Annotated in this window: 21 protein-coding genes; 15 read left to right on the top strand and 6 right to left on the bottom strand. The window is 70.3% G+C overall.

Going from position 1 to position 23,219, the window contains the following annotated elements:
• Positions 1 to 11: 11 nt before the first annotated feature.
• A complete protein-coding gene (locus ACFQRD_RS02970; RefSeq protein ID WP_377803481.1) occupies positions 12 to 521 on the bottom strand; it encodes a MarR family winged helix-turn-helix transcriptional regulator in 510 nt (169 codons plus the stop codon).
• Positions 522 to 775: 254 nt separating this feature from the next.
• Between ACFQRD_RS02970 and ACFQRD_RS02965 the strand changes: the two genes are divergently transcribed.
• The 3 genes from ACFQRD_RS02965 to ACFQRD_RS02955 all read left to right on the top strand — a co-directional run bounded on the left by ACFQRD_RS02965 (position 776) and on the right by ACFQRD_RS02955 (position 3,246).
• Positions 776 to 1,621 (top strand): EamA family transporter, encoded by an 846-nt coding sequence (locus tag ACFQRD_RS02965; RefSeq protein WP_377803479.1) that lies wholly within the window; start codon positions 776 to 778, stop codon positions 1,619 to 1,621.
• Entirely contained in the window at positions 1,618 to 2,328 is a 711-nt protein-coding gene (locus ACFQRD_RS02960) for an NAD(P)-dependent oxidoreductase (protein ID WP_377016019.1), read from the top strand. The genes ACFQRD_RS02965 and ACFQRD_RS02960 overlap by 4 nt, the downstream gene beginning before the upstream one ends.
• 156 nt (positions 2,329 to 2,484) lie before the next feature.
• Positions 2,485 to 3,246, top strand: coding sequence for a CPBP family intramembrane glutamic endopeptidase (locus ACFQRD_RS02955; protein ID WP_377016021.1), 762 nt, complete (start codon positions 2,485 to 2,487; stop codon positions 3,244 to 3,246).
• Between the two features lie 30 nt (positions 3,247 to 3,276).
• On the opposite strand, the gene ACFQRD_RS02950 is transcribed toward ACFQRD_RS02955, so the two are convergent.
• Complete coding sequence (locus tag ACFQRD_RS02950; protein WP_377016023.1) at positions 3,277 to 4,578, bottom strand: alpha/beta hydrolase family protein; 1,302 nt, start codon at positions 4,576 to 4,578, stop codon at positions 3,277 to 3,279.
• Positions 4,579 to 4,667: 89 nt separating this feature from the next.
• Here ACFQRD_RS02950 and ACFQRD_RS02945 point away from each other — a divergent pair, with 89 nt between their 5' ends.
• Entirely contained in the window at positions 4,668 to 5,306 is a 639-nt protein-coding gene (locus tag ACFQRD_RS02945; protein ID WP_377016025.1) for a GNAT family N-acetyltransferase, read from the top strand.
• 1 nt (position 5,307) lies between these two features.
• On the opposite strand, the gene ACFQRD_RS02940 is transcribed toward ACFQRD_RS02945, so the two are convergent.
• On the bottom strand, positions 5,308 to 6,429 hold the full coding sequence (locus tag ACFQRD_RS02940) for a Ku protein (protein WP_377016027.1): 1,122 nt from the start codon (positions 6,427 to 6,429) through the stop codon (positions 5,308 to 5,310).
• A gap of 189 nt (positions 6,430 to 6,618) precedes the next feature.
• On the opposite strand from ACFQRD_RS02940, the gene ACFQRD_RS02935 reads away from it, so the two are divergent.
• From ACFQRD_RS02935 to ACFQRD_RS02920, 4 genes are all read left to right on the top strand, one after another.
• Positions 6,619 to 7,131 (top strand): DUF2975 domain-containing protein, encoded by a 513-nt coding sequence (locus ACFQRD_RS02935; RefSeq protein WP_377016029.1) that lies wholly within the window; start codon positions 6,619 to 6,621, stop codon positions 7,129 to 7,131.
• Positions 7,131 to 7,364 carry a helix-turn-helix domain-containing protein gene (locus tag ACFQRD_RS02930; RefSeq protein WP_377016031.1) on the top strand — a complete coding sequence of 78 codons (234 nt, stop codon included), beginning with the start codon at positions 7,131 to 7,133 and terminating at the stop codon, positions 7,362 to 7,364. Before ACFQRD_RS02935 ends, ACFQRD_RS02930 begins: the two co-directional genes overlap by 1 nt.
• Positions 7,365 to 7,423: 59 nt before the next feature.
• Positions 7,424 to 10,147 (top strand): ATP-dependent DNA ligase, encoded by a 2,724-nt coding sequence (locus ACFQRD_RS02925; protein ID WP_377016033.1) that lies wholly within the window; start codon positions 7,424 to 7,426, stop codon positions 10,145 to 10,147.
• A 672-nt stretch (positions 10,148 to 10,819) separates the two neighbouring features.
• Entirely contained in the window at positions 10,820 to 11,023 is a 204-nt protein-coding gene (locus tag ACFQRD_RS02920; protein WP_377016035.1) for a cold-shock protein, read from the top strand.
• Between the two features lie 119 nt (positions 11,024 to 11,142).
• On the opposite strand, the gene ACFQRD_RS02915 is transcribed toward ACFQRD_RS02920, so the two are convergent.
• Positions 11,143 to 13,446, bottom strand: a complete 2,304-nt coding sequence (locus ACFQRD_RS02915; RefSeq protein ID WP_377016037.1) for a family 78 glycoside hydrolase catalytic domain — start codon at positions 13,444 to 13,446, stop codon at positions 11,143 to 11,145.
• A 182-nt stretch (positions 13,447 to 13,628) separates the two neighbouring features.
• Here ACFQRD_RS02915 and ACFQRD_RS02910 point away from each other — a divergent pair, with 182 nt between their 5' ends.
• The 4 genes from ACFQRD_RS02910 (at position 13,629) to ACFQRD_RS02895 (ending at position 17,763) form a co-directional block, all read left to right on the top strand.
• Entirely contained in the window at positions 13,629 to 14,366 is a 738-nt protein-coding gene (locus ACFQRD_RS02910) for a M50 family metallopeptidase (RefSeq protein ID WP_377016039.1), read from the top strand.
• 285 nt (positions 14,367 to 14,651) lie between these two features.
• The gene (erm, locus tag ACFQRD_RS02905; RefSeq protein ID WP_377016041.1) at positions 14,652 to 15,431 is read left to right on the top strand and encodes a 23S ribosomal RNA methyltransferase Erm; all 780 of its coding nucleotides are present in this window, start codon (positions 14,652 to 14,654) and stop codon (positions 15,429 to 15,431) included.
• Between the two features lie 93 nt (positions 15,432 to 15,524).
• Positions 15,525 to 17,018 (top strand): lipase maturation factor family protein, encoded by a 1,494-nt coding sequence (locus ACFQRD_RS02900; RefSeq protein ID WP_377016043.1) that lies wholly within the window; start codon positions 15,525 to 15,527, stop codon positions 17,016 to 17,018.
• A gap of 127 nt (positions 17,019 to 17,145) precedes the next feature.
• Positions 17,146 to 17,763, top strand: a complete 618-nt coding sequence (locus ACFQRD_RS02895) for a biotin transporter BioY (RefSeq protein WP_377016045.1) — start codon at positions 17,146 to 17,148, stop codon at positions 17,761 to 17,763.
• A gap of 83 nt (positions 17,764 to 17,846) precedes the next feature.
• Here ACFQRD_RS02895 and ACFQRD_RS02890 read toward each other — a convergent pair whose 3' ends face one another.
• Positions 17,847 to 18,860, bottom strand: a complete 1,014-nt coding sequence (locus ACFQRD_RS02890) for a YdcF family protein (RefSeq protein ID WP_377016047.1) — start codon at positions 18,858 to 18,860, stop codon at positions 17,847 to 17,849.
• An 88-nt stretch (positions 18,861 to 18,948) separates the two neighbouring features.
• Here ACFQRD_RS02890 and ACFQRD_RS02885 point away from each other — a divergent pair, with 88 nt between their 5' ends.
• The gene (locus ACFQRD_RS02885) at positions 18,949 to 19,449 is read left to right on the top strand and encodes a DUF6328 family protein (RefSeq protein WP_377016049.1); all 501 of its coding nucleotides are present in this window, start codon (positions 18,949 to 18,951) and stop codon (positions 19,447 to 19,449) included.
• Positions 19,450 to 19,688: 239 nt separating this feature from the next.
• Here the strand turns inward: ACFQRD_RS02885 and ACFQRD_RS02880 are convergent, their stop codons facing one another.
• Complete coding sequence (locus tag ACFQRD_RS02880; protein WP_377803478.1) at positions 19,689 to 21,125, bottom strand: tagaturonate epimerase family protein; 1,437 nt, start codon at positions 21,123 to 21,125, stop codon at positions 19,689 to 19,691.
• A 226-nt stretch (positions 21,126 to 21,351) separates the two neighbouring features.
• Between ACFQRD_RS02880 and ACFQRD_RS02875 the strand changes: the two genes are divergently transcribed.
• A complete protein-coding gene (locus ACFQRD_RS02875; protein WP_377803477.1) occupies positions 21,352 to 22,374 on the top strand; it encodes a LacI family DNA-binding transcriptional regulator in 1,023 nt (340 codons plus the stop codon).
• Entirely contained in the window at positions 22,346 to 23,050 is a 705-nt protein-coding gene (locus tag ACFQRD_RS02870) for a helix-hairpin-helix domain-containing protein (protein ID WP_377803476.1), read from the top strand. The genes ACFQRD_RS02875 and ACFQRD_RS02870 overlap by 29 nt, the downstream gene beginning before the upstream one ends.
• Positions 23,051 to 23,219 lie beyond the last annotated feature (169 nt).

Raw genomic sequence — 23,219 nt, 5'->3', positions numbered from 1 at the left:
GGCACGGCCGCTCACCGGTGATCGTGCGAGGCGTCGCCGGATCGTTGCAGGAAGGTGGCCAGCAACGAGGCGAGCTGTTCCTGCTCGGCCGGCGAGAGGCCTCGGTCCAGCAGCTCCTGCTCGGTGCGGAGGTGATCGACGACCACCTCATCCACGGTCGACAGCCCGGCCGCGGTCAGAGACACGAGCACCCGTCGGCGGCTGCTGGGGTCCATCGTGCGCTCCAGCATTCCTTTGTCCTCCAGGCGCTGGAGACGATTGGTCATCGCGGCACCGGTGACCATGCTCGACGCCGCAAGTTCGCCGGGTGTGAGCGTGTACGGCGCACCGGCCCGACGCAGCGTGGCGAGCGTGTCGAACTCCCCGTTGTTCAGACCGTGCTGGCGAAAGTTGGCCTGCAACGGACCCGAGACGAGCTCCTGGACACGCGAGATCCGGCCGAAGACGCCCATCGGCCTGACATCGAGGTCGGGTCGCTCGCGCTGCCACTGGGCCAGGAAGTCGCTCACTCGATCGTCCACGTCCATCGCCTCCTGAGGTGAGAACTCCGCATCGGCCACCGTCCGAGAAGGACCGGGACCGCAATGTTTCGATGTCCAACTGTTTGACGCCAGGGTAGTGCGCATCTACAGTCGGAAGTGTGAAACATTTAGACATCGAAACAACGCGGTCTCCCGGCGCTCGGCCCGCTCCGGGCCCCTCGCCGCAGAACCCGGCCGAAGCCGGCGCCCCGAGCGGACGGACGAGGCCCAGCTCCTCCTCCCCGTCTCCCGCCATGACCTCCCTGCTGACAGCGATCGCACCGATCACGTGGGGCACCACCTACGTCGTCACCACGGAACTACTGCCGCCCGGCCACCCCGTGTGGTCGGGCGTGCTGCGAGCTCTCCCGGCGGGCCTGGTCGCGCTCGCCATCGGCCGGGCGCTTCCCGGAGGCAGGTGGTGGTGGCGCGCGCTCGTGCTCGGCACACTCAACATCGGAGCGTTCTTCCCGCTGCTGTTCCTGGCCGCCTACCTCCTGCCGGGAGGGGTGGCAGGGGTCTTCGGCGCCACGGGGCCGCTGCTGGTCGCGGTTCTCGCGGCGCTGGTGCTCGGCGAGCGGCTGTCGGCGAAGCGGGTGGTCTGGGGCGTCCTCGCTGTCATCGGAGTCGCCGGTATGGTGCTCGGACCCGAGGATGGACTGAACCCCCTGGGCGTCCTGGCCGCCGCCGGCGGCGCCGGCTCGATGGCGCTGGGCACTGTGCTGAGCAAGCGGTGGAGCCCGCCCGTCGGCCCCGTCGCGTTCGCCGGCTGGCAGCTCACTGCGGGTGGCGTGCTCATGGTGCCGCTCGCACTGGCCACGGAGGGATCCCCACCGTCTCTCGACGGGTCCGCCCTGCTCGGATATTTCTGGCTCGCTCTCGTGGGCGGACTGCTCGCTTACGTGCTGTGGTTCCGCGGACTCGGGCGCATGCCCGCCGGTGTCGCTGCGTTCCTGCCGGTGCTGTCGCCGCTGGTGGCCGCACTCATCGGACTCGCCGTCGGTGAGCGATTCACGGCGCTCCAAGTGCTGGGCTTCGCTCTGGCACTCGTCGCCGTCGTAGCGGCACAGCATCCCGGCCGGCGGGACGGCGTGGCATGAGGATCCTCGTCATCGGAGGAACCGGGGCGGCTGGTTCGCGGATCGCCGCCGAGGCGCGGCGTCGCGGACATGTGGTCACTGTCGCCTCTCGCAACCCTGCTGTCGAACGCGAACGTGTCGCGCTGGGCGATCGCCGTGACCCCTTCGACGCCGGGTCCCCCCGTGCAGGGCACGCGCCGACGGGGAGCGTGCGTGTCGACGCCGCGGATCCCGAGGCGGTCGCGGCGTACGCGGTCGAGGCCGACGTGCTCCTCTCCGCCACCCGCCCCGCGATCGGCACGGAGGAGGACGTCTCCGCCGTGACCCGAGCGCTGGCCTTCGCCGCGGCAGCCGCAGATACTCGCCTGCTGGTCGTCGGTGGTGCCGCCCCTCTGCGGTCCCCCGCAACCGGGCAGACGGTCCTGGACGATCCGCAGTGGGTGCCGACAGCGATTCGTCCGTTCGCGGCGGCCAGCACGCGTCAGCTCGCGATCCTTCGCGAGGCACCGGCAGAGGTCGCGTGGACCTACCTCGCTCCTGCCGCTGACTTCGCCCCCCGCGAGGCCCGGGGCACGTATCGCCACGACGCAGGAAGCAGGAGCGTGCCGGACCTCGTGATCGGGGCCGATGGGACGTCGAGGATCTCGATGGAGGATTTCGCGCTCGCCGCGTGCGACGAGGCCGAGCATGCCCGTGTGCGGCGAGGTGTGATCGCGGTCGGCTGGTGACGGCTCATGCCCCGCGGAGACACAATCCCTCGCCTCGTTGCGCCGGGGGCGCAGGCGGCGACTGAGCAGGGCTCGACCTCTCGGCCGCGTAGTGGAGGACGAAACTCAGGGGATATCCCGGCGGCTGCACCGTGAGCGAGCGGTGACGCTGGGGGCGTGAGAGCTTCCACGCGACCCGGTGCCCTCGGACTCTGCATTTCCTTGGAGGTGCTGCGCTTCCTCGTCATCCTCGCAGCTCTGGCGATCGCGCCGTTGTTCGGGATCACCGGCTGGTACATGGGCCTGTTCGCCAACGTCCTGTGCGTGGTCTACGCGATCGTGATCGTCAGCGTGCTGGGCCTGTGGCGCGACCAGGGCGTGCTACGGCTGTGGCGGTCGCCGTGGGCGGCGCTGTGGCTGTTGCCATTCGTGGTCGAGGCACTGATCTGGCTGGTCCACCCCGGCGGCTTCTCGATGCAGCCGCCGGGCATTCTCCTGTGGTCGCTCACTCGGCTGTTCGTGGGCGTCAACGAGGAGCTCGTCAATCGCGTCGCCGTCCTCGGCACTCTGCGACGGGCCTTCTCACCAGTGCCCTCCGCGGTGCTCTCCGGCGCGCTGTTCGGGCTGGCGCACCTCTCGCTGCTGGTGACCACGCCGGGGCGCGCCACTGATGACGTACTGCTGAACGTGCTGGCCTCTGCCACGTACGGCTTCGCGCTCGCCGCGTCCCAGCTGCGGTTCCGCTGGTTGCTCCCTCTGGTGTTCATCCATGCCACGGCGGACATGACGGTGATCATGACCGGCGGGCAGGTCCCGCTGTGGACGGACATCGCTATCCACGGCGGCTTCGTGGTGCTCGGAGTGCTCTTGCTGCGGTCTCCCGGGCATGGGGTCGATCCGGCTCCCGACGCCGCCGCGGCCAATGCCGGGCAGCGCTGACACGTACTCAGGCGGGGAGTGCCTTGGGATTCACCGTGTCTCCACGCCCACCTCGGGCCAGGCATCCGACGGCCCATCCAGCAGAGGCGCCGCCTCATCCTTCAGGGTGCGGTCGAAGAAGGCCCGGCTCCACGTGGTCACGAGCGCCGCGCCGCGTTCGGGGTCGATGGGCCCGGCCAGTCCTCGCCACCGGAACAGCGGCGACCACAAGGGCAGGTCGGACCAGTTGAGGTGGTGGAAGTCGTTGAGCGTGAGGTACCACGCCGGGCCGGTCGAGTTCGCGAACAGGCCGCGCTGAGCTGTCACGGTCTGTCGGATCTCCGCCTCCGGCCAGCCGCCGGCACGGTCGCGCTCGCGCCGCATCGACGACGCCTCCCGCGTCATGACCATCAGCGGCTGCTCGATGCCGTCGGTGGCGACGGGAGCCGTCTGGCCGGCGTCGGCCTCCAGGCAGGCGCGGAAGCGGGTGTCCTGGCGGCAGGTCTCCGGGGCCGTGTATCCGCCCAGTGACAACCCGAACACCCCGGCTCGGTCCGTCGCCAGGTGGCCGGCCAGGGGGCCGTCGCCCGCATCGAGTGCCTCCGCCCGATCGAGGGCGAACCGCGCGTCCCGGGCGAGGAAGGGCACGATGCCGCCGGGCAGCTCCTCACCGTTGACCACCGGTGCGGGGTCATCCTCCGTCACGGACTCCGGCATCAGCGGGCCCAGCTCGTCCCGGGAGATGGCCGTGACGGCATCGCCGCTCGGCAGAATCGTGCGGGCGGCGGTGCCGGGCTGATCGAGGCTGATCACCACGTAGCCGTGGGAGGCGAGGTCCTCGAACCAGGCCTGCGCCTCGCCACGGAAGCTCTGGAAACCGGAGAGATGGATCAGGACGGGGAATCGCCCGTCGGCTGCCGACGCATCCGGGTGCGCATGGGTCGTGGCACCGGGAACGCGGGTCAGAAGCGCAGCGGGCACGCCGAGGACGTCAGCGAGCCCGACCGCGGTTCCGCGATTCATGTACGGCGCTGTGGGAGCATCCGGTGCCGGTCGAGCCGGATACCAGATCTGGGCGATGACGGACCGGTGGTCGTCGGGATCACTGGTGAACGGTTCGGGCCGGGAGGAGTCACTCCACGTGCGGGTCGTGGTCCCGACGTCATAGGGACCGGTGGGCTCGGGCAGCCGGGGCCGCGGCGCTACGGCGATGACGGCGACGCTCGCGAGAAGTCCTGCCGCGATGACCGCCGCCAGCGCGCCGCCCAGTGCTCGCCGGCGCGACGGCCGACCCGTCAGCGCGTCGCGGTGTTCGAGATGGTCCGACGGGGATCCAGTGCTGGGTGCTGGCATGCGTCCAGGCTGGGGCGGACCCGACCGGATGGCCAGGGGGATGTCCCCCGAGTTCGTCGGGGGACGGCCCTGGGCGAGAGGATGGGTCCGTGAACTCGCAGCATCCATCCCCGAAGGACCGCTCCCACCAGGGGCATCCGTCGTCTCCGCGTCGCCTGCTATCCCGTGACGATCGGTCGCAGCGCACCGATCGTCTCCTCCTCGACGTCCCCACCATGGAGGACATCGAGCCCCTGCATGAGATCTACGCGGACCCGCGCGTGTGGACGCACTTCCCCTCCCTGCGCCATACGGAACCGTCCACGACGGGCGCGATGCTGGGTCGCTGGATCACAGCGTGGGAAAGCGACGGCCTTGGTCCGTGGATGGTGCGGGAGGCGGAGAGCCGCACCTTCCTCGGGCACGCCGGCTGCCGCCTGCTGGGCGCGCCTGCCGCGGGTGCCTTCTGGAACCTCGGCTATCGCTTCGCGCCGGAGGCCCATGGACATGGGTACGCCACGGAGGTATCGCGGGCAGCGCTGGAGGCGGCGAGGGCGCATCGCCCCGAGATCCCGGTGGTGGCATACCTGCTCGAGCACAACACGGCCTCGCGCCGGGTGGCCGAGAACGTCGGCCTCACGCTGCGCCATCGTGCGCCGGACGCCGGGAACCCGGATCCGGACGCTATCCGCCTCGTGCTGGCCGACCGCGAGCTGACGGCGGCACAGCTCGCCGAGACCCTGCGCTGAGTCAGGAAGCCTTCTTCTTCGAACTCTTCGACGAGCCCTTGGAGCCGGAACTCTTGGAGCCGGAGCTCTTCGATGTGGACTTCTTGGACGTCGAGCTCGAGTCCGACTTCTTCGAGCTGGAGCTGGAGCTGTTAGATCCGGACTTCCTGCTGCCGGAACTCTTGGATCCCGAACTCTTGCTGCTCGAGCTCTTGTCCCCAGAGCTCTTGCTCCCAGAGCTCTTGCTGCTCGAGCGCTTCCGGCCCCGGCTGGAGGAGCCCTTGCTCTCGTCGGAGTCGGCGCCGTCCTTATCGTCTCCGGCCTCATCACCCGAGTCCTCGCCGGCCGTCCCGCCGCCGCGTCGCTTCTGCACGCTGCGCTCCAGAGCGTCCATGAGGGAGAGGACCTTCCCGTCCTCCTTCTCCTCCTGCTGCGCGCGCTCCTCACCGAAGGTCTCGTCAGTATCGACGGTGTCGCCCTCCTCGAGCTTGGCGTCCACCAGCTCCTGCAGCTGAGCCTGGTACTCGTCGGTGAACTGCTCGGGCTCGAAGTCGCCGCTGAACTGCTCGACCAACGCGGCGGACATCGTCTTCTCCTTCTTGCTGACCTTCGACTTCGAGGGGCCGAAATCCGCCTCGCGCAGGTCCTCCGGCCAGCGCAGCGTCTGCAGCACCAGCAGGTCATCGCGAATACGCAGCACTCCCAGGCGCGTCCGGGTGCGCAGCGTGAACGTCACCACCGCGGTGCGCTCGGTGTCCTCGAGCGTGCTGTGCAGCAGCACGTAGGCCTTCGATGAGCGGCCGACGGGCTCGAGGAAGTAGGAGGTGCCCAGCAGGATGGGATCGATCTGCTCGTCGGGCACGAACTGGACCACGTCGATCTCGTCGTTGTCCTCGGCCGGCAGGGAATCCAGCTCCTCGTCGGTGAGGATCACGGTCTTGTCGCCGTCGTCGTAGGCCTTCTCGATGTGGTCGTAGTCGATCTCGCGGCCGCACACCTCGCACACCCGCTTGTAGCGGATCCGGCCGTGGTCCTCATCGTGAACCTGGTGCAGGGAGACGTCGTGCGACCGGGTCGCTCCATACAGCTTCACCGGCACGTTCACGAGCCCGAACGTGATCTCACCGCTCCATATCGCGCGCATACTCCATCACACCACGACGTCGGCGCACCGGACCAGTGACGGTCGGTAGGTCGGCCGAGGCCATCAGTCCTCCGCCCGGGGCGTCTGCCTCGCCCAGCGGCTGCTTGCCGCTGCCTGCTGCCCGACGATCGCTTGCCAGGCCCATCGATAAACGATAGATTGTTGCCGTCGTCCGATAAGGGAGGTGTCATGGGCACGATCAGCGTCCAGGTCCTACGGGTCATCATCTGGCTCGCGCTCGCCGGAGCGCTCGCGGTCCAGTTCGTCATCGTGCCGCTGCTGTGGCGGGACATGACCGGATCGGGGGTCTCCGCGCTCACGGCGACGCTCCTGACCGGGATCGCCGTGCTGGCCGTGCTCGCGCTGCAGGTCGTAGGCGTGAGCATCCTGCGGCTGCTGACACTGGTGCGCCGCGGCCGGGTCTTCTCCCGCCGCTCGTTCCGCTACGTCGACCTCATCATCGGCGCCATCGCCGTCGAGGCACTCTTCCCGTTCGCGATCGCGGTGATCGCCGCCGTCGCCAACCGCACCACGCCCGGGGACGAGGTGGCTCCCGGCCTCGTGGGCCTCCTGTGCGGCGCGTCCCTGGTGATCGCCGGGGTCGCGCTGGTGGTCTACGTCCAGCGCCAGCTGCTGGCCCAGGCCACCGAGACCCTCGCCAGGGCGCGGAATCTGCAGTCCGAGCTCGACGAGGTCATCTGATGGCGATCGTCGTCGACATCGACGTGATGCTCGCGCGCCGCAAGATGTCCGTCGGGCACCTCGCCGAGCGCATCGGCATCACCCCCGCCAATCTCGCCGTGCTCAAGAACGGCCGCGCCAAGGCGGTGCGCTTCTCCACGCTGGAGGCGCTGTGCGAGGTGCTTCAGTGCCAGCCCGGGGATCTGCTGCGATGGGAGCCCGGGCCCGAGGAGCCGGCCGACGCGGACTCGTGAGCGGGCAGTTCGCCGGGGATCTTCGTGACGGATCGCATGACCTGCGGCACAGTGTCCCCATGGCTACCGGAGAACAGCGGGTCGAGGTCGAGGGGCGCGAGCTGCGCCTGTCCAATCTCGACAAGGTCTTCTATCCCTCCACGGGCACCACCAAGGGCGAGGTGATCGACTACTACCGGCGCGTCGCCCCGGTGCTGATCCCGCAGGCCACGCGGCGTCCGGCGACCCGCAAGCGATGGGTCGACGGGGTCGGCACCGAGGACGATCCCGGCAAGGTCTTCTTCCGCAAGGACCTGGAGGACTTCGCGCCCGACTGGATGCCGCGGGCGGATATCGAGCACAGCGACGGGCCCTCGACCTACCCCTTGGTCGACGAGACCGCGGTGCTGGTCTGGCTCGCCCAGCTGGCCGCCCTGGAGATCCACACCCCGCAGTGGCGCTTCGACGACGACCTCGAACCGGCAAACCCCGACCGCCTGGTGCTCGACCTCGATCCCGGCAAGGGCGCGGAGCTGGCCGACTGCGCGCGGGTGGCCCAGTGGTGCCGCGAGATCCTCACCGACATGGGCCTGGACGCCTTCCCGGTCACCTCCGGGTCCAAGGGCATCCACCTGTACGCGCCCCTGGATGGCGCCAGCACCTCCGAGGAGGTCTCCGACGTCGCCCACCAGCTGGCCCGCGCCCTGGAGGCGGATCATCCCGACCACGTCGTCAGCGACATGAAGAAGTCCCTGCGCGAGGGCAAGGTGCTGGTGGACTGGTCCCAGAACAACGGCAAGAAGACCACCGTGTGCCCCTACTCCCTGCGCGGGCGACTGCGGCCGACGGTCGCCGCGCCGCGCACCTGGGAGGAGATCGAGGACCCGGACCTCGACCACCTCGAGTTCGAGGAGGTGCTCGAGCGCGTCGAGGACGGCCTCGACCCGATCGCCCCGCTGGGCTACGGCGAGGACGCCGGCGACGACGGGTCCGGCGAGGACGACTCCCCGTCGGCCGATCGCGCCCGGGACCGGCTGGAGGTCTACCGCTCCAAGCGGGACCCGGACAAGACGCCCGAGCCCGTGCCCGAGGCGAGTCCGGGCGCCTCCGAGGATGCCCAGGACGCTCTGGATGCCGACGAGCCGATGTTCGTCATCCAGGAGCATCACGCCTCCCGCCTGCACTGGGACTTCCGTCTTCAGCACGAGGGCGTGCTGGTCTCCTGGGCGGTGCCCAAGGGTCCGCCGCTCGAGGTCGACGTGAACCGTCTCGCCGTCCAGACGGAGGACCACCCCCTGGAGTACGGCACCTTCGAGGGCACGATCCCGAAGGACGAGTACGGCGGGGGAGAGGTCACGATCTGGGATGCCGGCACCATCGAGATCGAGAAGTGGCGCGAGGGCAAGGAGGTCATCGCGATCTGCCACGGCCGTGAGGACGGTGGTCTCGGCGGGGTGCCCCGGCGCTACGCGTTCATCCAGACCGGCGGCATGGGCGGGAAGAAGAAGACGCCGGCCGCGAAGGAGGAGGCCGACTCCAACTGGCTGCTGCATCTGATGAAGGACCAGCCCGACGAGGACGACGCGGCGGGCTCGAAGCGAGCGTCCACGAGCAAGGGCAAGGACAAGGGCAAGAGCACCGACAAGCCCGGGAGCAAGAGCAAGAGCAAGAGCAAGAACAAGGACGATCGCGAGAGCACGAGCACGAGCACGAGCACGAGCACGAGTAAGGGTAAGCGCACGAGGAAGGCCGAGGAGGGCGACGCGGCCAAGGGCTCGTCGACGAAGGGTGCCTCCCGGGGCCGCTCCTCGACCGTGACGGAGATGAGCGAGCCGATCTCGCCCATGCTCGCCACCCTGGGAAGCCGCGACGACATCCGCGACGAGGACGAGTGGGCCTTCGAGATGAAGTGGGACGGCGTCCGCGTGATCGCCACCGTCACCGAGGACGCCGTGCGCCTGACCAGCCGCAACGGGCACGACACGACCGATGCCTTCCCCGAGCTCCAGGAGCTGCGCGGGGTCGTCGACCCCGATGTCCTCGCCGCGGGCGAGACCGTCTTCGACGGCGAGATCGTGGCCCTGGACGCCCAGGACCGCCCCTCCTTCTCCCGCCTGCAGCAGCGGCTCGGGCTCACGCGCGAACGGGACGTCGAACGCGCCCGGCAGGAGGTCGAGGCCCACGTGATGCTGTTCGACCTGCTGGTGCGCGGCGGCGAATCCCTGCTGCGTGCCCCGTACCGCGAGCGCCGCGACGCGCTGTACGAGGTCGCCGAACCCGCCGAGCACGTCCAGCTGCCCCACGCCGACCACGGCGACGTGGACCACGCGATCCAGCTGTCCAAGCAGCTGCAGCTCGAAGGCGTGATGGCGAAGAAGGAGGACGGCACCTACCGGGCCGGAAAACGCAGCCGCACCTGGATCAAGATCAAGAACGAGCGCCACCAGGAGGTGGTCGTCATCGGCTGGCGGGAGGGGAAAGGGGCCCGCTCGGGCACCATCGGATCGCTGCTGATCGCCGTGCCGGACGCCGACGGCGAGCTGAGCTACGCCGGGCGCGTCGGCACCGGTTTCACCGAACGCGATCTCGAGAAGGCCGCCGGCACACTCCGCTCCCGCACCCGCAAGACTCCACCCGCGGACGACGTGCCCGCGGCGGACAGCCGCGACGTCCAGTGGGTGCGCGCGGATCTCGTCGGCGAGGTGCAGTACACCGAGCGGACCGGGGACGGCCGGCTGCGCCACCCCGTCTGGCGAGGGTTCCGGCCCGACAAGGACGCCGACGAGGTGCGCTGGGAGGAGTGAGACCCAGCGCCGCGTTCCCGCCTGACCAGGGGGTCCAGGTGTCCTCCGTCCGATGGATCACACGCGTGCACGAGCATCCCCGTCCATGCCGTAGGCTCAATGCAGTTGTTCGCACGATCCCGCCTCACGGCGGGGGAAGCACGCGCCGCACCTCCGGGTCGCGGAGATCGGGTGCTCCGGGAGCGGATGATCGCACGGCGCGTGACGTCTCGTTCTCGAGGCGGACCGACGACGGTCGCGTCGCACTATCTACGAAATTGGTACTTCATCACCTCCTCCGCACTTTCCCCGCACGTCGACGTCCCCACGTCACCCCTCACGTCCGCGCCGACGGCCGCCTCCGCGACCGTTGCAGCGCACCCCACCCTCTCCTGGCTCCGAGCCGATCACGACACCCATGTCGCCACGCTCGCCGGAGAGTACGCCGGCCACGTCGTCAGCAGCGCTGACGCGCCGGTCCACACGGCCTACGGGCCCCAGTTCGGCCGCATCGGCGACTTTCTGTCGCTGGCCGCGGCTCAGGCGGCCCTGGAGGCCGCACCTGCACCCCGCACGGGCAGCGCCGACCGCATCGGTCGGCGCGACGCCCGGGGTGCCACCCATCCGCGGCGGCGCCGTCGCCACGGATACACGGGTCACGAACGTGGCTCACGACAACGAAGGAATATCGCCATGGCTACTGGCATCGTCACCTGGTTCAACTCCGACAAGGGCTACGGGTTCATCGCCCCCGAGGACGGCTCCGCCGATGTGTTCGCGCACTTCAGCGCGATCGCCGGCACCGGCCGCCGCGACCTCGAGGAGAACCAGCGAGTGGAGTTCGAGACCGAGCAGGGCCCCAAGGGCATGCAGGCAGTGAACATCCGCTCCATCTGAGCGCTCCGGCCGGTCACTGACCGGCCCTGACGACCGGCGGGTCCGCCTCGCGGATCTCGGTCACGACCACGACGCCCGTCGGGTCCGGCACATGCCGGCACCGGCGGGCGTCGTCCGTGTCACGGTGCCGGGCGCCCGATGGTATGCCGACCGGCCTCGAGGACCTGCTCGATCCCTGGCAGCACCACTCGGGCGCGGGTCCCGGCGGGCACGGTCACGGTCACCGTCGCGGCCTCGCGATCCACCTCCACCGCGATCTCGCCATGGCGGGTGCGGCGGGTCAGTGCGATGCGGCCGACGGGGACATCGGGATCGGGGGCGACCAGGAACTCCCGCCAGCCATCGCGCCCGCGCCGCAGCCCGGCCACGTGCTCGTGGATCCAGGTCACCGGCGTGCCCATGAAGTAGTGCGAGCACGAGCGCGGGTTCTCCCACATCTCCATGAAGGTCGAGTTGCCCGCCTCCAGCCAGGCTCGCCATCCCGGCGCGGTCGGGGCGCACAGCACTCGATATGCCAGGTCACCGTGCCCGTGTGCGGAGAGTACCGGCAGCAGATACCGCACCCCGATGTGTCCGCAGTCGTGATGGCCCCCGCGCGCCTCGATGTCCGCGACCAGGCCCGCCACCACGTGCTGTACGTGCTCCTCGGGCACGATCCCGAAGGCCAGGGGCAGCAGATTGCTGGTCTGGTGGTATTCGCTCGAGCTCGGATCGCGGTAGATGCCATGAGCAGTGTCGAGGAAGGCCGCGTTGACCGCGGCCTCGAGCTGTGCGGCATGCCGGCGCAGACGATCGGGCGTGTGCAGTGTGCCGGCCGCCGCACCCTCGTCCCCGGTTGCCCCGCTGCCGTCGGCGGCGCGCGCGAGCTCGAGGGCGTGGGCGAGGGACCGCAGTGCCCTCGCGACGAACAGGGTCGCCGTCAGCCGCTTGTCCTCCGGTGCCGGACCGGAACTGCCGGGCGTGAGGTAGTCACCGAGCACACCGGAGATGAGACCGTCCTCGTCGCGGCGTGAGAGCTCGTAGTCCAGATACGCCGCGGCCGCCTGCCCGTGCTCGCGCACCGCCTCCGTGTCCCCGTACTCGACGGCCAGCTCTTCGAGCAGCACGGGCAGCAGTGTGGTCCACTCCGGGGCGGGGGAGAGCTCCTCGTAGCCCCATCCGGGGGTCGGCGCGATCACGGCCAGCGACCCGTCGGCGCGTTGCGTGTCTGCCTGGTCTCTGGCCCATTTCCGCAGCATCCGATGCATGTCGAAGCTCGTGACCATCGCCGCCAGGGAGGTCAGTGCGTCCCCGGTCCACCCGTTCTTCTCGTGCATCGGGGTGTCGGTGGGCACATGGTGCATGTTGTTGGCCAGCGAGGCCCTCATCGCCGTATCGAACCGCTCCAGGTAGGTGTCGGAGGAGCTCAGCGTGCTGGCGGGGGCGAGGTCCGCGTGGGCGAGCACGCCGGTGACTTCGAGACCGCCGAGGTCACCGCGAAGCGGCTCCAGCTGGACGAACCGGAATCCCTTGTAGCTGTGCTGTGGCTCGAAAGACCGGGCGAAGGCCGGTTCCAGGCGCACCCGGTCCTCCTGGAACCGGTCGGTGTAGATGTGCTCGTTGTCGTCGTCGACCGTGCCGTCATCGCGCAGCTTCTCTCCGTGCCGGGCCACGAACTCGACCGGTTCCGCGTCGAGGCCCACCTCAGCTGCGAGCTGGTACCGGCTCCAGCCGGCGAGCACGCGGCCCATGTCCAGGACGATGCGCTCGGGGCTCGAGGAGACCACGGCCGGGGTGAACTCGCCCTGGACGACCACCGGCTCCTGCTCCTGGACCTGCAGGAGCGGAGCCGGCGCGGCCGTCCCGATCCGGGAACCCGTGCCGGGCGAATCCACGAGCACCGGGTGCCACGCGGAATCGTCGTAGTCCGGCAGCCGCCACGCCTCGGGCGCCTCCTCGGGGGCGAACGTCTCGCCCTCGTACATCGAGTCCTCGACGATGGGCCCCGGCCGGGTCCGCCACCCCTCGTCGGTGGCGATGGAGCGGGAGCTGCCGTCGGCGAGCCCGATCTCCAGATGCGCCCAGGCCCGCACCGGACCGCGCCAGGGCGCCTGCTCCCAGCGCCAGACGTTCGGCGTGCGCATCCCGTGGAAGCCGCGCCCGAGCTCGATGCCCAGCGCGTTGGGGCCCGCTGCCAGCAGCGTGGTGACATCGAGGTCACACACCTGCACCCGGCGTCGCGGGTCCGTCAGGCCCGGATCCAGGCGGGCCCCGGAGGTCGGAGCACCGTTGAGATAGGCACGGAACGTACCGAGCCCCGTGACCAGCAGACGGGCAGAGACCGGCGGCGCGGGCAGGTCGAACACGGTACGGAGCAGAGGATTCTGCGGATCCTCGCCCGGTGCCGTGATCCAGCGGGCGAGAGCGGGGTCGAGATCCGGCATCGCGGGGGCCACCTGGTTCCTGGGATGGGCGCCGATCGGTCGGCGTCGACGGATCGGCACAGTGTGCCATGGTGCCGCGCGGACGGGGCGGCAGAAGTCCCCCGACGGTCCCGACGCGGCCGCTGCTGAGGCCGAACTCCGGCTCCCAGGTACCCCCTCGGCGCGACTGGCACCATGGCCGGATGGATCTGCAGAACCTTGCCGGTGAGATCTGGGAGCGCGTCGCCCCCGGCACGGCACCCGAGCCGGGCTGGTGGATCATGCTCTCCCTCGCCGCGGCGCTCGCCGCCGTGGTGCTGCCGCCCGTGTGGCGCCTCGCGCGGCTCGCAGTGACCATCGTCCACGAGCTCGGCCATGCCGCCATCGGCATCCTCGCCGGCCGCCGCTTCACCGGCTTCGTCGTCAGCGCCGACATGTCCGGCCATGCCGTGACCGTCGGCCCCCGTCGCGGCCTGGGCCGACTCGCCTCGACCTGGGCCGGCTATCCGGCCCCCGCGATCCTCGGGACGCTGCTGATCCAGATCGCTCTGCACGGATGGGCCCGCACCGCCCTGTTCGCCGCTTTCGTGGTGCTGGTCCTCTCGCTCGTGTTCACCCGCTCAGGCCACACGCTGCTGGCGGTGCTCGTCACGGCCGCCGGCGTCGGTGCCGCCTGGTGGTGGGGCGGCGCGGCGCTGAATGCCCTGATCACCCTCGCCGCAGGCGCGTTCCTGCTGATCGGCGCGTGGCGCCACCTGGGCGCCGTGATGAGCTCAGGCGGCCGTTCGGATGACCCGGCCCAGCTCGCCCAGCTCTCGCCGCTGCCGGCCTGGCTGTGGAACCTCACGTTCGTCCTCGTGCTGGCCGCCGCCACCTGGTGGGCCTGGACGGCGGTGTCCCCGCATCTGTCCGTGCCGTCATTGCCCGGCCTGACCGGATAGCGGACGGCCGCAGATCACCGCGCTGCCGCGGATCACGGCCGCGACCGTGGCGAGCCGAGTGCGGTCCGGGGTGCCCTTGCGCAGGGACCGCCGACCAGAAATTCCGTTGCTCCCACCCGCACTCGTTCGTACCGTCGTCTTCATGAGTGCCTCGATATTCGTTCGGATCCGCCGCCGCTGACGGCGCGGATCCCGACTACCCTCTGACGATTCCGCGCCGCCCCCGGTCCACCGCCGGGCGGCGCTTCATGCTGCCCGGCTCCTGCCTTTCCCCGAGGAGCCACCGTGCATCGTCACCATCCCGGAGCCCATGAACTGGGTCAGAACTTCCTGCGCGACCGCCGTGTCATCGGCCGCATCGTCGAGCTCGTCGCCGCCACCGACGGCGCCATCGTCGAGTGGGGCGCCGGCGACGGCGCCCTGACCCTGCCGCTGTCCCGTCTGGGCCGACCGCTCGAGGCGGTCGAGATCGACGAGCGCGCCGTACACGCGCTGTCCCGGCGAGTCCCGGCACACGTCACGGTCCGGTGCGGCGACATCCTGCGCCATGCCCCGCCGGCGGGGTCCACGCTCGTGGCCAACCTGCCGTACCACCTCACCACTCCCGCCCTGCGGCATCTGTTCCGCGCCGGCGGCTGGAGCGACGCCCTGCTCATCACGCAATGGGAGGTCGCGCGCAAGCGCGCCGGCGTGGGCGGGGTGACCATGATGACCGCGCAGTGGTGGCCGTGGTTCGAGGTCTCCCTGGACCGCCGGATCCCCGCGACAGCCTTCAGGCCCCGGCCCAGCGTCGACTCCGGCCTGCTGATCATCCGCCGTCGGCGGGAGCCGCTCGTCCCGGCTGCGGACCGTCGGGCATACCACCGGCTGGTACGGGACGTCTTCACCGGGCCCGGCCGCGGGATCGAACAGATCCTTCGCCGCAGCGGGGGACTGACCGCCCGGCAGGCCCGTACCTTCTGCGACCGCTTCGGCTATCACCCTCGCGCCCTTCCCCGGGACGTGGACCCCGCCGACTGGGCCGAGGCCTTCGCGCTGTCCGGGCCGGAGCGGCGCCGAGGCTGACCCGGCACCGTGGAACCGGTCGGACGGGTCAGCTGACGTCGGCCGCCGACCGGGGCACAATCAAAGAGCATCCGAGACCCGGAGGTGAGCACCGTGGAGTGGACGAACTGGCTGGCACTGCTGGACGGGCACGACTACACGATCGCCCGCGAGGTCATCCTGCGCGGCGTCGCCGCCGTGTTCGTGCTCGCCTTCCTCTCCACCCTGAACCAGTTCCCGGCGCTGCTGGGGGAGCGGGGCCTGCTGCCCGTGCCGGAGTATCTCGAGCGGGCCGGCGCGCGTCACGCGCCGAGCCTGTTCCACTGGCGGCGCACCCCCTACAGCGACCGGCTGCTGCGGATCATGTGCGTGGTGGGCATCGTGCTGGGCCTGTCCGTCGTGCTCGGCATCGCCCAGCTGGGGCCGGCGTGGACCACGATCCCGGTGTTCCTGATCATGTGGGGTCTCTACCTCTCGATCCACTCCGTCGGCCAGACGTTCTACAGCTTCGGCTGGGAGTCGATGCTGCTGGAGTGCGGCTTCATCGTCGGTTTCCTGGGCTCGCACGAGGTCGCGCCGCCGCTGCTGATCCTGTGGTTCCTGCGCTGGATGCTGATCCGGCTCGAGTTCGGTGCCGGGATGATCAAGATGCGCGGGGATCAGTCCTGGCGCGATCTGACCGCGATGGACCATCACCACCAGACCCAGCCGATGCCCAACCCGCTCAGTCGCCGGGCGCATCTGACACCCCACTGGTGGCACCGCCTCGAGGTACTGGGCAGCCACGCGATCCAGCTGGGCGTGATCTGGCTGGTGCTCCTGCCCCAGCCCATCGCCTCGATCGCGGCCGTCCTGGTCATCCTCAGCCAGCTGTTCCTGGTGGTCACCGGCAACTATGCCTGGCTGAACTGGCTGACGATCATCGTCGCCTTCTCGGCGATCAGCGATTCCTTCCTGCGCTGGATCGTCGGCGGCCCCTGGCCGGGCTGGGGCTGGCAGAACCTCCCGATCGGGCCCGACGGCACGACGGGCACGGAAGGCGGCGAGGCCTCGCCGCTGTGGTGGCACCTCCTGATCATCGCCGTGTTCGCGTTCCTCGCCGTGCTGAGCTGGAAGCCGCTGAAGAACCTCTTCTCCCGGTACCAGCTGATGAACGCCAGCTTCAACCGCTTCCATCTGGTCAACGCCTACGGCGCCTTCGGCTCCATGACCGAGCGCCGCTTCGAAGTGGTCATCGAGGGCACCCTGGCCGAGGATCCGGAATCGGCCGACGACGAGGCCTGGCGGCCCTACGAGTTCAAGGGCAAGCCCGGCGACGTGCGACGGCGCTCGCGCCAGTTCGCGCCGTATCACCTGCGCTTGGACTGGCAGATGTGGTTCCTCGCGCTGCGCCCCGGCGCCCAGGCCTGGTTCGTGGCGCTGCTGGAGAAGCTGCGCGAGGGTGACCCCGCGATCCGCCGGCTGCTGCGCACCGACCCTTTCAACGGCGCCGCACCGACCGCCCTGCGCGTGAAGTACTACGAGTACCGCTACGCCACCGCCGCCGAACGGCGGGAGACGGGGAACTGGTGGACCCGCACCGAACTCGGCGTCATCGCGCGACTGTGATCACGCCACGCGAACCGCGCGGGCGAGGGATCCGCGGCGTACTGCGGGCAGGTGAGCGTGAGAAGTCGGTGAGTCCCCGCGTGTTCTAGGCTGTCCTCTTCCGCCGACCATCACCCTGAGGAGCCCGATGTCCGCGATCGCCGTCCCGGCCCGCCGTCCCGTCCTGGCCGATGCCCTGACCCCGCACCGCACCCGCCTGCGCGATGCCGTCCTGGTCCTGGCGGGAACCGCCGTGGTCGCACTCCTCGCGCAGGTCACGATCCCGCTGCCCCTGGTCCCGATCACAGGGCAGACCCTCGGGGTGATCCTCGTCGGTGCCGCCCTGGGCTCCCGCCGCGGCGCGGCCGCGATGCTCACCTACCTGCTCGCCGGCCTCGCCGGAGCCCCGATCTTCGCGGAGTTCACCGGCGGCCCCGCCGCGGTGCTCTCGCCCAGCTTCGGGTTCATCCTGGGCTTCGTGCCCGCGGCCTTCGTGGCCGGCTGGTTCGCCGAGCGCGCCTGGGACCGCAGGCCGCTCGGGGCCATGGCCGGCTTCATCGCCGCCAGCGCCGTCCCGTTCCTGATCGGCGTGCCCTACCTGGCGATGATCCTCAACGCCGTGATGGGTGCGGAGCTCGGCCTCGGTGGCATCCTGGCCGCGGGAGTGTGGCCGTTCATCCCCGGCGGCGTGGTCAAGGCGCTGCTCGCCGCCCTGCTGATCCCCGCCGCGTGGCGGGGCGTGCGCGCCCTGGACGAGCGCGGCTGAGCGACTGTCGGGTCCGACCAGTTGCCGTGAGGGAGCGTTCGGCCCGCCGCAGGGCTTCGGCCCGCAGCGGGACCGTGCTCTCCTCAGGGCGCCAGGAAAGCTGCTCTGACCAGTAGGGCCACGAACGCCAGAGACGGGAGCAGCAGCACCGCGTTCCACACCTTGTGGTACGACATCACTGCGATGAACTCGCGCAGGGTGGCGCTGGGTACGTAGTAGAAGGCAGTGCGCCCGCCGACGGCTTCATCGGCGAAGCCCAGCCGTCGCGCCAGCAGGGCGGCGCGGAAGGCGTGGTACCGAGAGGTCGCGACGATGTACGGCCCCTGGTGGCCGGCCTCGTCGAGGATCCGGTGGGAGAGGATCACGTTCTCCTCGGTGGTGCGGGATTCGGTCTCGGCGTGCACCCGATCGGCGGGGATCCCGGCCTCGTCGATCAGGTATTCGGCCATCGCCTCGCCCTCCGGGCGCAGCTCGTCCTCGCCCTTGCCGCCGGAGGGAACCAGCAACGGATCGAGACCCGCCGCCAGCAGCCGGTCCCGCTCGGCGACCGCACGATCAAGGCGTCCCCGCAGCAGCTTGCTGACCTTCCCGTTGATCAACCCCGAGCCGTGGATGATGATGCCCGTGGTGCTGAGCTGGCGGGGGAAGAGCTGATAGGGGACCGAGGCGCACAGGAAAACCAGGAACGCGATGCCCACGTGCAGCGAGACCAGGGCCAACAGGGCGCCGGCGCCGATCGCGAGCGGCGCCATCGTCAGCACCAGGGCGGCCGCGATCCAGGGAGCGGCGAGCAGAGCAGCCCCGGCCAGACCCGACAGCAGGTTGCCCAGCGAGCGCCCCTCCTTGCGCACCATCGTCAGCCCGTTGGCGACCATGAACACGCCGAGGGCGAGCACGCCCAGCAGCGAGACGATCCCCACGGCGAGGGCGAACAGATTGCCCAGAGGCAGCGTGGAGACGAGCTGAGTCACCAGCGAGACGCTCGCGTTCAGGGCGATCAGCAGCAGCACACCATTGCGCACCCGCCGACGGTCCTGCCGGAACACCAGCAGGTACACCGCCCACCACAACGCCGTCCAGATCAACGATCCCAGCACCACCGTCTCCTTCCGACGCTCGTACCCTCATCCTGGCACCTACCGCTCGGCCTCGCGCTCCATGACCACCGTCCCTACACTGACGGCCATGCGCGCGGAGCAGGAGTCATCCGAGGTCGGCTGGGGATACAGCCGTGACGAGACCGAGGCCCAGAAGCTCGATCGGAACTGGAACGAGCTGCTCCAGGAGATCCGCGTGCTCCAGACGGGGTCGCAGATCCTCGCCGCCTTCCTTATCGTGCTGCCCTTCCAGTCCCGCTTCGACCAGCTCGACCAGTTCCAGATCTACCTGTACCTCGGACTGCTGCTGCTGGCGCTGGTGATCGTCGCCCTGCTGCTCACCCCGGTCGGGATCCACCGGCGCCTGTTCCGCCAGCGCGTCAAGGACGAGATGGTGCGCATCGCCAACCGGCTGCTGATGGCGGCGATCGTGCTGCTGGCGCTGTTGCTGACGGGCGTCGCCGTGTTCGTCGTCGACGTGGTCCTGGGCCGCGTGGAGGCCGCCGTCATCGGGGCGCTGCTGGCGACGCTGCTGGTCATCCTGCTGGTCGTGGTGCCGTGGACGATGCCCAAGCGGTCGATCTCCTGACCTGCGTGGCCTGACCCGCGCAGCCCACCCTGCGCGGTGCACAGCGTGGGGGCCGGTCCTGCTCGACGGCACGGCGCCGCGGGCCGGTGGCAAAAAGGTGTAGCTGAGCGGCCCGCGACCCCTGTGAGGGGAGGGCGCGTGCCGCTCAGCTACAAGTTCGTGCCACCCTCCCTCAGCAGCCAGCAGCCAGCAGCCAGCAGCCAGCAGCCAGCAGCCAGCAGCCGGCCGGTGGCTCGGGGTCAGCGTCCGGCGGTTCCCGCGGCGAACGGGGCGAGGTGCCTGCCGATGTGCTCGGCGACGATGTCGGTGTGCTGCTCCTGGTGCGCGGTGACCACCTCGAGGAAGCGGTCGTGGATCGAGGCGCCGGCGGCGTCGGTCCCGTTCAGCGAGTCGCCGTAGCCGACGTGGAGGATCTGGCGGGCGTCGTCCGAGCGGATCAGCTCCACGAGGTCCACGCCGTCCAGCGAGGTCGGGGTGCGGTCCTCCTGGGCGGAGACCTGGTAGCTCGCGCGGGCCTTGACGTAGGAGGCGCGGGAGATGTCCCAGATCGCCGCGAACAGCTCCGGATCGTGCGCGGCGACGATCTCGAGTCCGCACAGGTAGCTGGTGCCCGAGGTCTTCAGGTGCACGTGTCCGTCGGTGGCCTCGACGCACAGCGGGTAGATCGAGAACTTGTCCGAGCCCGAGTGCAGCGAGATCTTGTAGCCGCCGAACTGCTCGGAGATCGCGTGGTGGGCCTCGAGGTTGGTGCGCAGTTCCTCGGTGTCGCCCAGGAAGTCCAGCCCCTTCTCGAAGCCGTCGACGTAGCGCGGGGCGAAGCTGAACCATGAGGCCCCCAGGCGCTTCAGCTCCGAGGCCAGGTAGTAGTGCTCGAAGAACGTGGTCAGCCACGCGGTCTCGTCGACGGCGAACTCGATCTCGATCTCGTGCTGGGCGTTCTCGGTGGCGTGGCGGTACAGGCGGATCGCCTCCACCACCGCGCGGCCGTACTTCACCGCGGCCGTCAGCACGTCCTCCTCGGTGACCTCGATCTGGGAGTGGCCGACGTCCACGGTCATCCCGACGTACCGCGTCCTCACGGCGGCCAGGGAGTCCTCGAGCTGGTCCCAGGGGAGGGCGGCGGCGTCGGCCTCGCTGACGCCGCCGGTCACGTCGGCGACGAGGTCGCCCGGATCGAGGGTGAACATCGTGAAGCCGGCTGCGAGCCCGCGGTCGATGCCGTCGGTGCTCTTGATGTGGTCGCAGTCGGCCCCGAAGCCGCGGTCCCAGCCGGCCTCGAGCAGTCCGAAGACCGCTTCGTCCATGACGGACTGGGCGCTGCGGCCCAGGCGGTCCATCTCGCGGATCGACTGCTGGGCGAGCACGGGCATCACGTCTCCGCCGACGGCACCGAAGGCGCGCGCCTGGCCCGGCGTCGCCAGGCCGGTGCGGTCGCCGGTTCCCACGGAGGTGCGATGCCCGGAGATCAGCTGCGGGCGAAGCACGGGGAATGCGGCCTGCAGGGCCTTCGCGTTGGTGGTGGACAGCGGGCCGGTCAGCTCGTGCACGTCCCCGGCGGCCGTGGTCTCGCCCTCGAAGGGGGTGAGGGCGTCCGCGGAGCGAGCTGTCAGGTACAGGTGGCGGGCAGATCCGTCGTAGCGGATGCCGGCCTCGAGGGAATCGGTGCGCAGGGTCATGGGTGTCTCCGATCGAGCACGGGTCGAGGGTGGGCGAGGTCTGCCGAGGCGTCAGCAGGGAACGCGTGGCGAGGTCTGCGGACGTCAGCGTTCCGAACCCTCACACCGTAAACGATTGCATATCCCGGGCCTGCGCGACAGGACATTCCGCGACGTAGGATGCGGTGAGACTGCAAACTTTGCAGATCGGGCCGACGTGCCCGGGCGGAGGAGACGGAGGCACCGGATGGCGATCACGCTGAAGGATGTGGCGGCCCGCGCCGGGGTCTCGATCGCGACCGTCTCCCGGGTGTTCCAGCGCCCCGAGATGGTCGGCGAGAGCACTCGCGAACGGGTCCGCGCCGCCGCGGCCGACCTCGGATACAGCCCCAATCGCACCGCGCGTGCGCTGATCACCGGCCGGTACGGTGTCTACGGGGTGATCGTCCCGGACCTGGAGAACCCGTTCTTCCCGGCCGTGCTCAAGGGCGCCCAGGCGCGTGCGCACCACGTGGGAGCGCAGCTGCTGATCACCGACGCGGGCGAGAGCCCGGAGGGGGAGCTGCCGCTGGTGCGCACCTTGGCCGGCCAGGTCGACGGCATCGTGCTCTGCTCCAGCCGGATGGACGAGAGCGCGCTGGAGGAGGCTGCCTCCATGACGCCGCTCAGTCTCGTCAACCGCGTCTCCCCGGACCTGCCAGGCGTGTTCGCCGACGTGACCCCGGGCATCCCCGCCGCGATCCGGCACCTGCGCCGGATGGGCCACCGCCGCCTCGGCTACGTCGGCGGCCCCGGGGTCAGCCGCTCCGACACCGTCCGGCGCGCCGTGATCGAGGAGATCTGCGCCGAGATCGGTACCGAGTGGACCGACCTGGGCTCGTTCGCCCCGACGGTCGAGGGCGGAAGACAGGGGGCCGAGGCCGTCCTGCAGACGGATGTCACCGCGGTGCTGGTCTACAACGACCTGATGGCTCTGGCGCTGATGGAACGACTGCGCGGGTTCGGCGTGGCGGTGCCCGGCCAGATCAGCGTCGTGGGCTGGGACGACATCGAGTTCGCCGCGCTGGTGACTCCCGGCCTCAGCACGGTGCGCGTCCCGCGCTACGAGATGGGCGTCCAAGCGGTCGACCTGCTGCGACGGGATGGCGGCACGTCCGACGGGCCCGCACGGATCGGCCTGCCCACCCGGTTCGTGCCGCGAGGATCGACGGCAACTGCGGCCGAGCACTACGGTGAGCTCCATGAGCGGTCCGGACGGCCTGATCGGTGACATCCCGGGAGTGGGGCGGCCGGCTGCTCGCGCGCTCGCCGAGCAGGGACTGACGACGCTCCGATCACTCGCAGGGGCGGACTGGCCCGATCTGGCGCAGCTGCACGGCGTCGGGCCCGCCGCCGGCAGACGGCTGCAGTCGGCGCTCGAGGAGCACGGCATGAGCATGCGCGAGCCCCCGACCCCGCAGCGGCGCACCGCCACCTTCACCGTAACCGATGCAGGCGCCCCTGCGGCCACGGGCAGTCGGCGGACCACCGGCACGCGCGCTTCGGGATCCACGCGCCCCACCGACATCTCCCCGCAGCAGTTCCTGGAGGGCCTCGGGGACCGTCGCCGACGAGAGGGCGCAGAGCTGCTGGAGCTGTTCACCGGTGTTACCGGGGAGCAGGCGAGGATGTGGGGCCCCAGCATGATCGGCTTCGGGCAGTACCACTACGTCTATGCCACCGGTCGGGAGGGAGACAGCTTCCGCGTCGGTTTCAGCCCGCGCGCGGCGGATCTCGCCCTGTACGGACTGCAGAACGGCCCGCGTGCTGGTGAGCTGCTGGACCGGCTGGGCACGCACCGCCGAGGGGCCGGGTGCGTGTGGGTGAGGAAGCTCGAGGACGTGGACACCGACGTGCTTCGTGAGCTGGTCGCGCACGCCTGGCAGAGCGGGCCCGGGGGCTCCTGATCCCCGGCTGATTCGGAGTCGCACGCCCCGGCCCGGGGCTCCGTGCGGCTGCGATCATCACGATCACGACACGGAAATGACCTCCACCGGGGTGAAGCTGGTGGTCTTGGGCTCATCGTCCGACCAAGCGTTATGTGCCGCCGTCGCAGCGGGCCTACGCTTTCGCCTG

This window comes from Brachybacterium sp. GCM10030268 (assembly GCF_042666305.1).
Classification (GTDB): Bacteria; Actinomycetota; Actinomycetes; order Actinomycetales; family Dermabacteraceae; genus Brachybacterium.
This window is presented reverse-complemented; position numbering and strand designations above follow the sequence as displayed.

Bases quoted from the DNA above. Each gene is read 5' to 3' on its own strand.
- ACFQRD_RS02965 (WP_377803479.1), top strand. From the start codon at position 776: ATGACCTCCCTGCTGACAGCGATCGCACCGATCACGTGGGGCACCACC.
- ACFQRD_RS02960 (WP_377016019.1), top strand. From the start codon at position 1,618: ATGAGGATCCTCGTCATCGGAGGAACCGGGGCGGCTGGTTCGCGGATC.
- ACFQRD_RS02950 (WP_377016023.1), bottom strand. From the start codon at position 4,578: ATGCCAGCACCCAGCACTGGATCCCCGTCGGACCATCTCGAACACCGC.
- ACFQRD_RS02940 (WP_377016027.1), bottom strand. From the start codon at position 6,429: ATGCGCGCGATATGGAGCGGTGAGATCACGTTCGGGCTCGTGAACGTG.
- ACFQRD_RS02935 (WP_377016029.1), top strand. From the start codon at position 6,619: ATGGGCACGATCAGCGTCCAGGTCCTACGGGTCATCATCTGGCTCGCG.
- ACFQRD_RS02930 (WP_377016031.1), top strand. From the start codon at position 7,131: ATGGCGATCGTCGTCGACATCGACGTGATGCTCGCGCGCCGCAAGATG.
- ACFQRD_RS02925 (WP_377016033.1), top strand. From the start codon at position 7,424: ATGGCTACCGGAGAACAGCGGGTCGAGGTCGAGGGGCGCGAGCTGCGC.
- ACFQRD_RS02920 (WP_377016035.1), top strand. From the start codon at position 10,820: ATGGCTACTGGCATCGTCACCTGGTTCAACTCCGACAAGGGCTACGGG.
- ACFQRD_RS02915 (WP_377016037.1), bottom strand. From the start codon at position 13,446: ATGCCGGATCTCGACCCCGCTCTCGCCCGCTGGATCACGGCACCGGGC.
- ACFQRD_RS02910 (WP_377016039.1), top strand. From the start codon at position 13,629: ATGGATCTGCAGAACCTTGCCGGTGAGATCTGGGAGCGCGTCGCCCCC.
- ACFQRD_RS02895 (WP_377016045.1), top strand. From the start codon at position 17,146: ATGTCCGCGATCGCCGTCCCGGCCCGCCGTCCCGTCCTGGCCGATGCC.
- ACFQRD_RS02885 (WP_377016049.1), top strand. From the start codon at position 18,949: ATGCGCGCGGAGCAGGAGTCATCCGAGGTCGGCTGGGGATACAGCCGT.
- ACFQRD_RS02880 (WP_377803478.1), bottom strand. From the start codon at position 21,125: ATGACCCTGCGCACCGATTCCCTCGAGGCCGGCATCCGCTACGACGGA.
- ACFQRD_RS02875 (WP_377803477.1), top strand. From the start codon at position 21,352: ATGGCGATCACGCTGAAGGATGTGGCGGCCCGCGCCGGGGTCTCGATC.
- ACFQRD_RS02870 (WP_377803476.1), top strand. From the start codon at position 22,346: ATGAGCGGTCCGGACGGCCTGATCGGTGACATCCCGGGAGTGGGGCGG.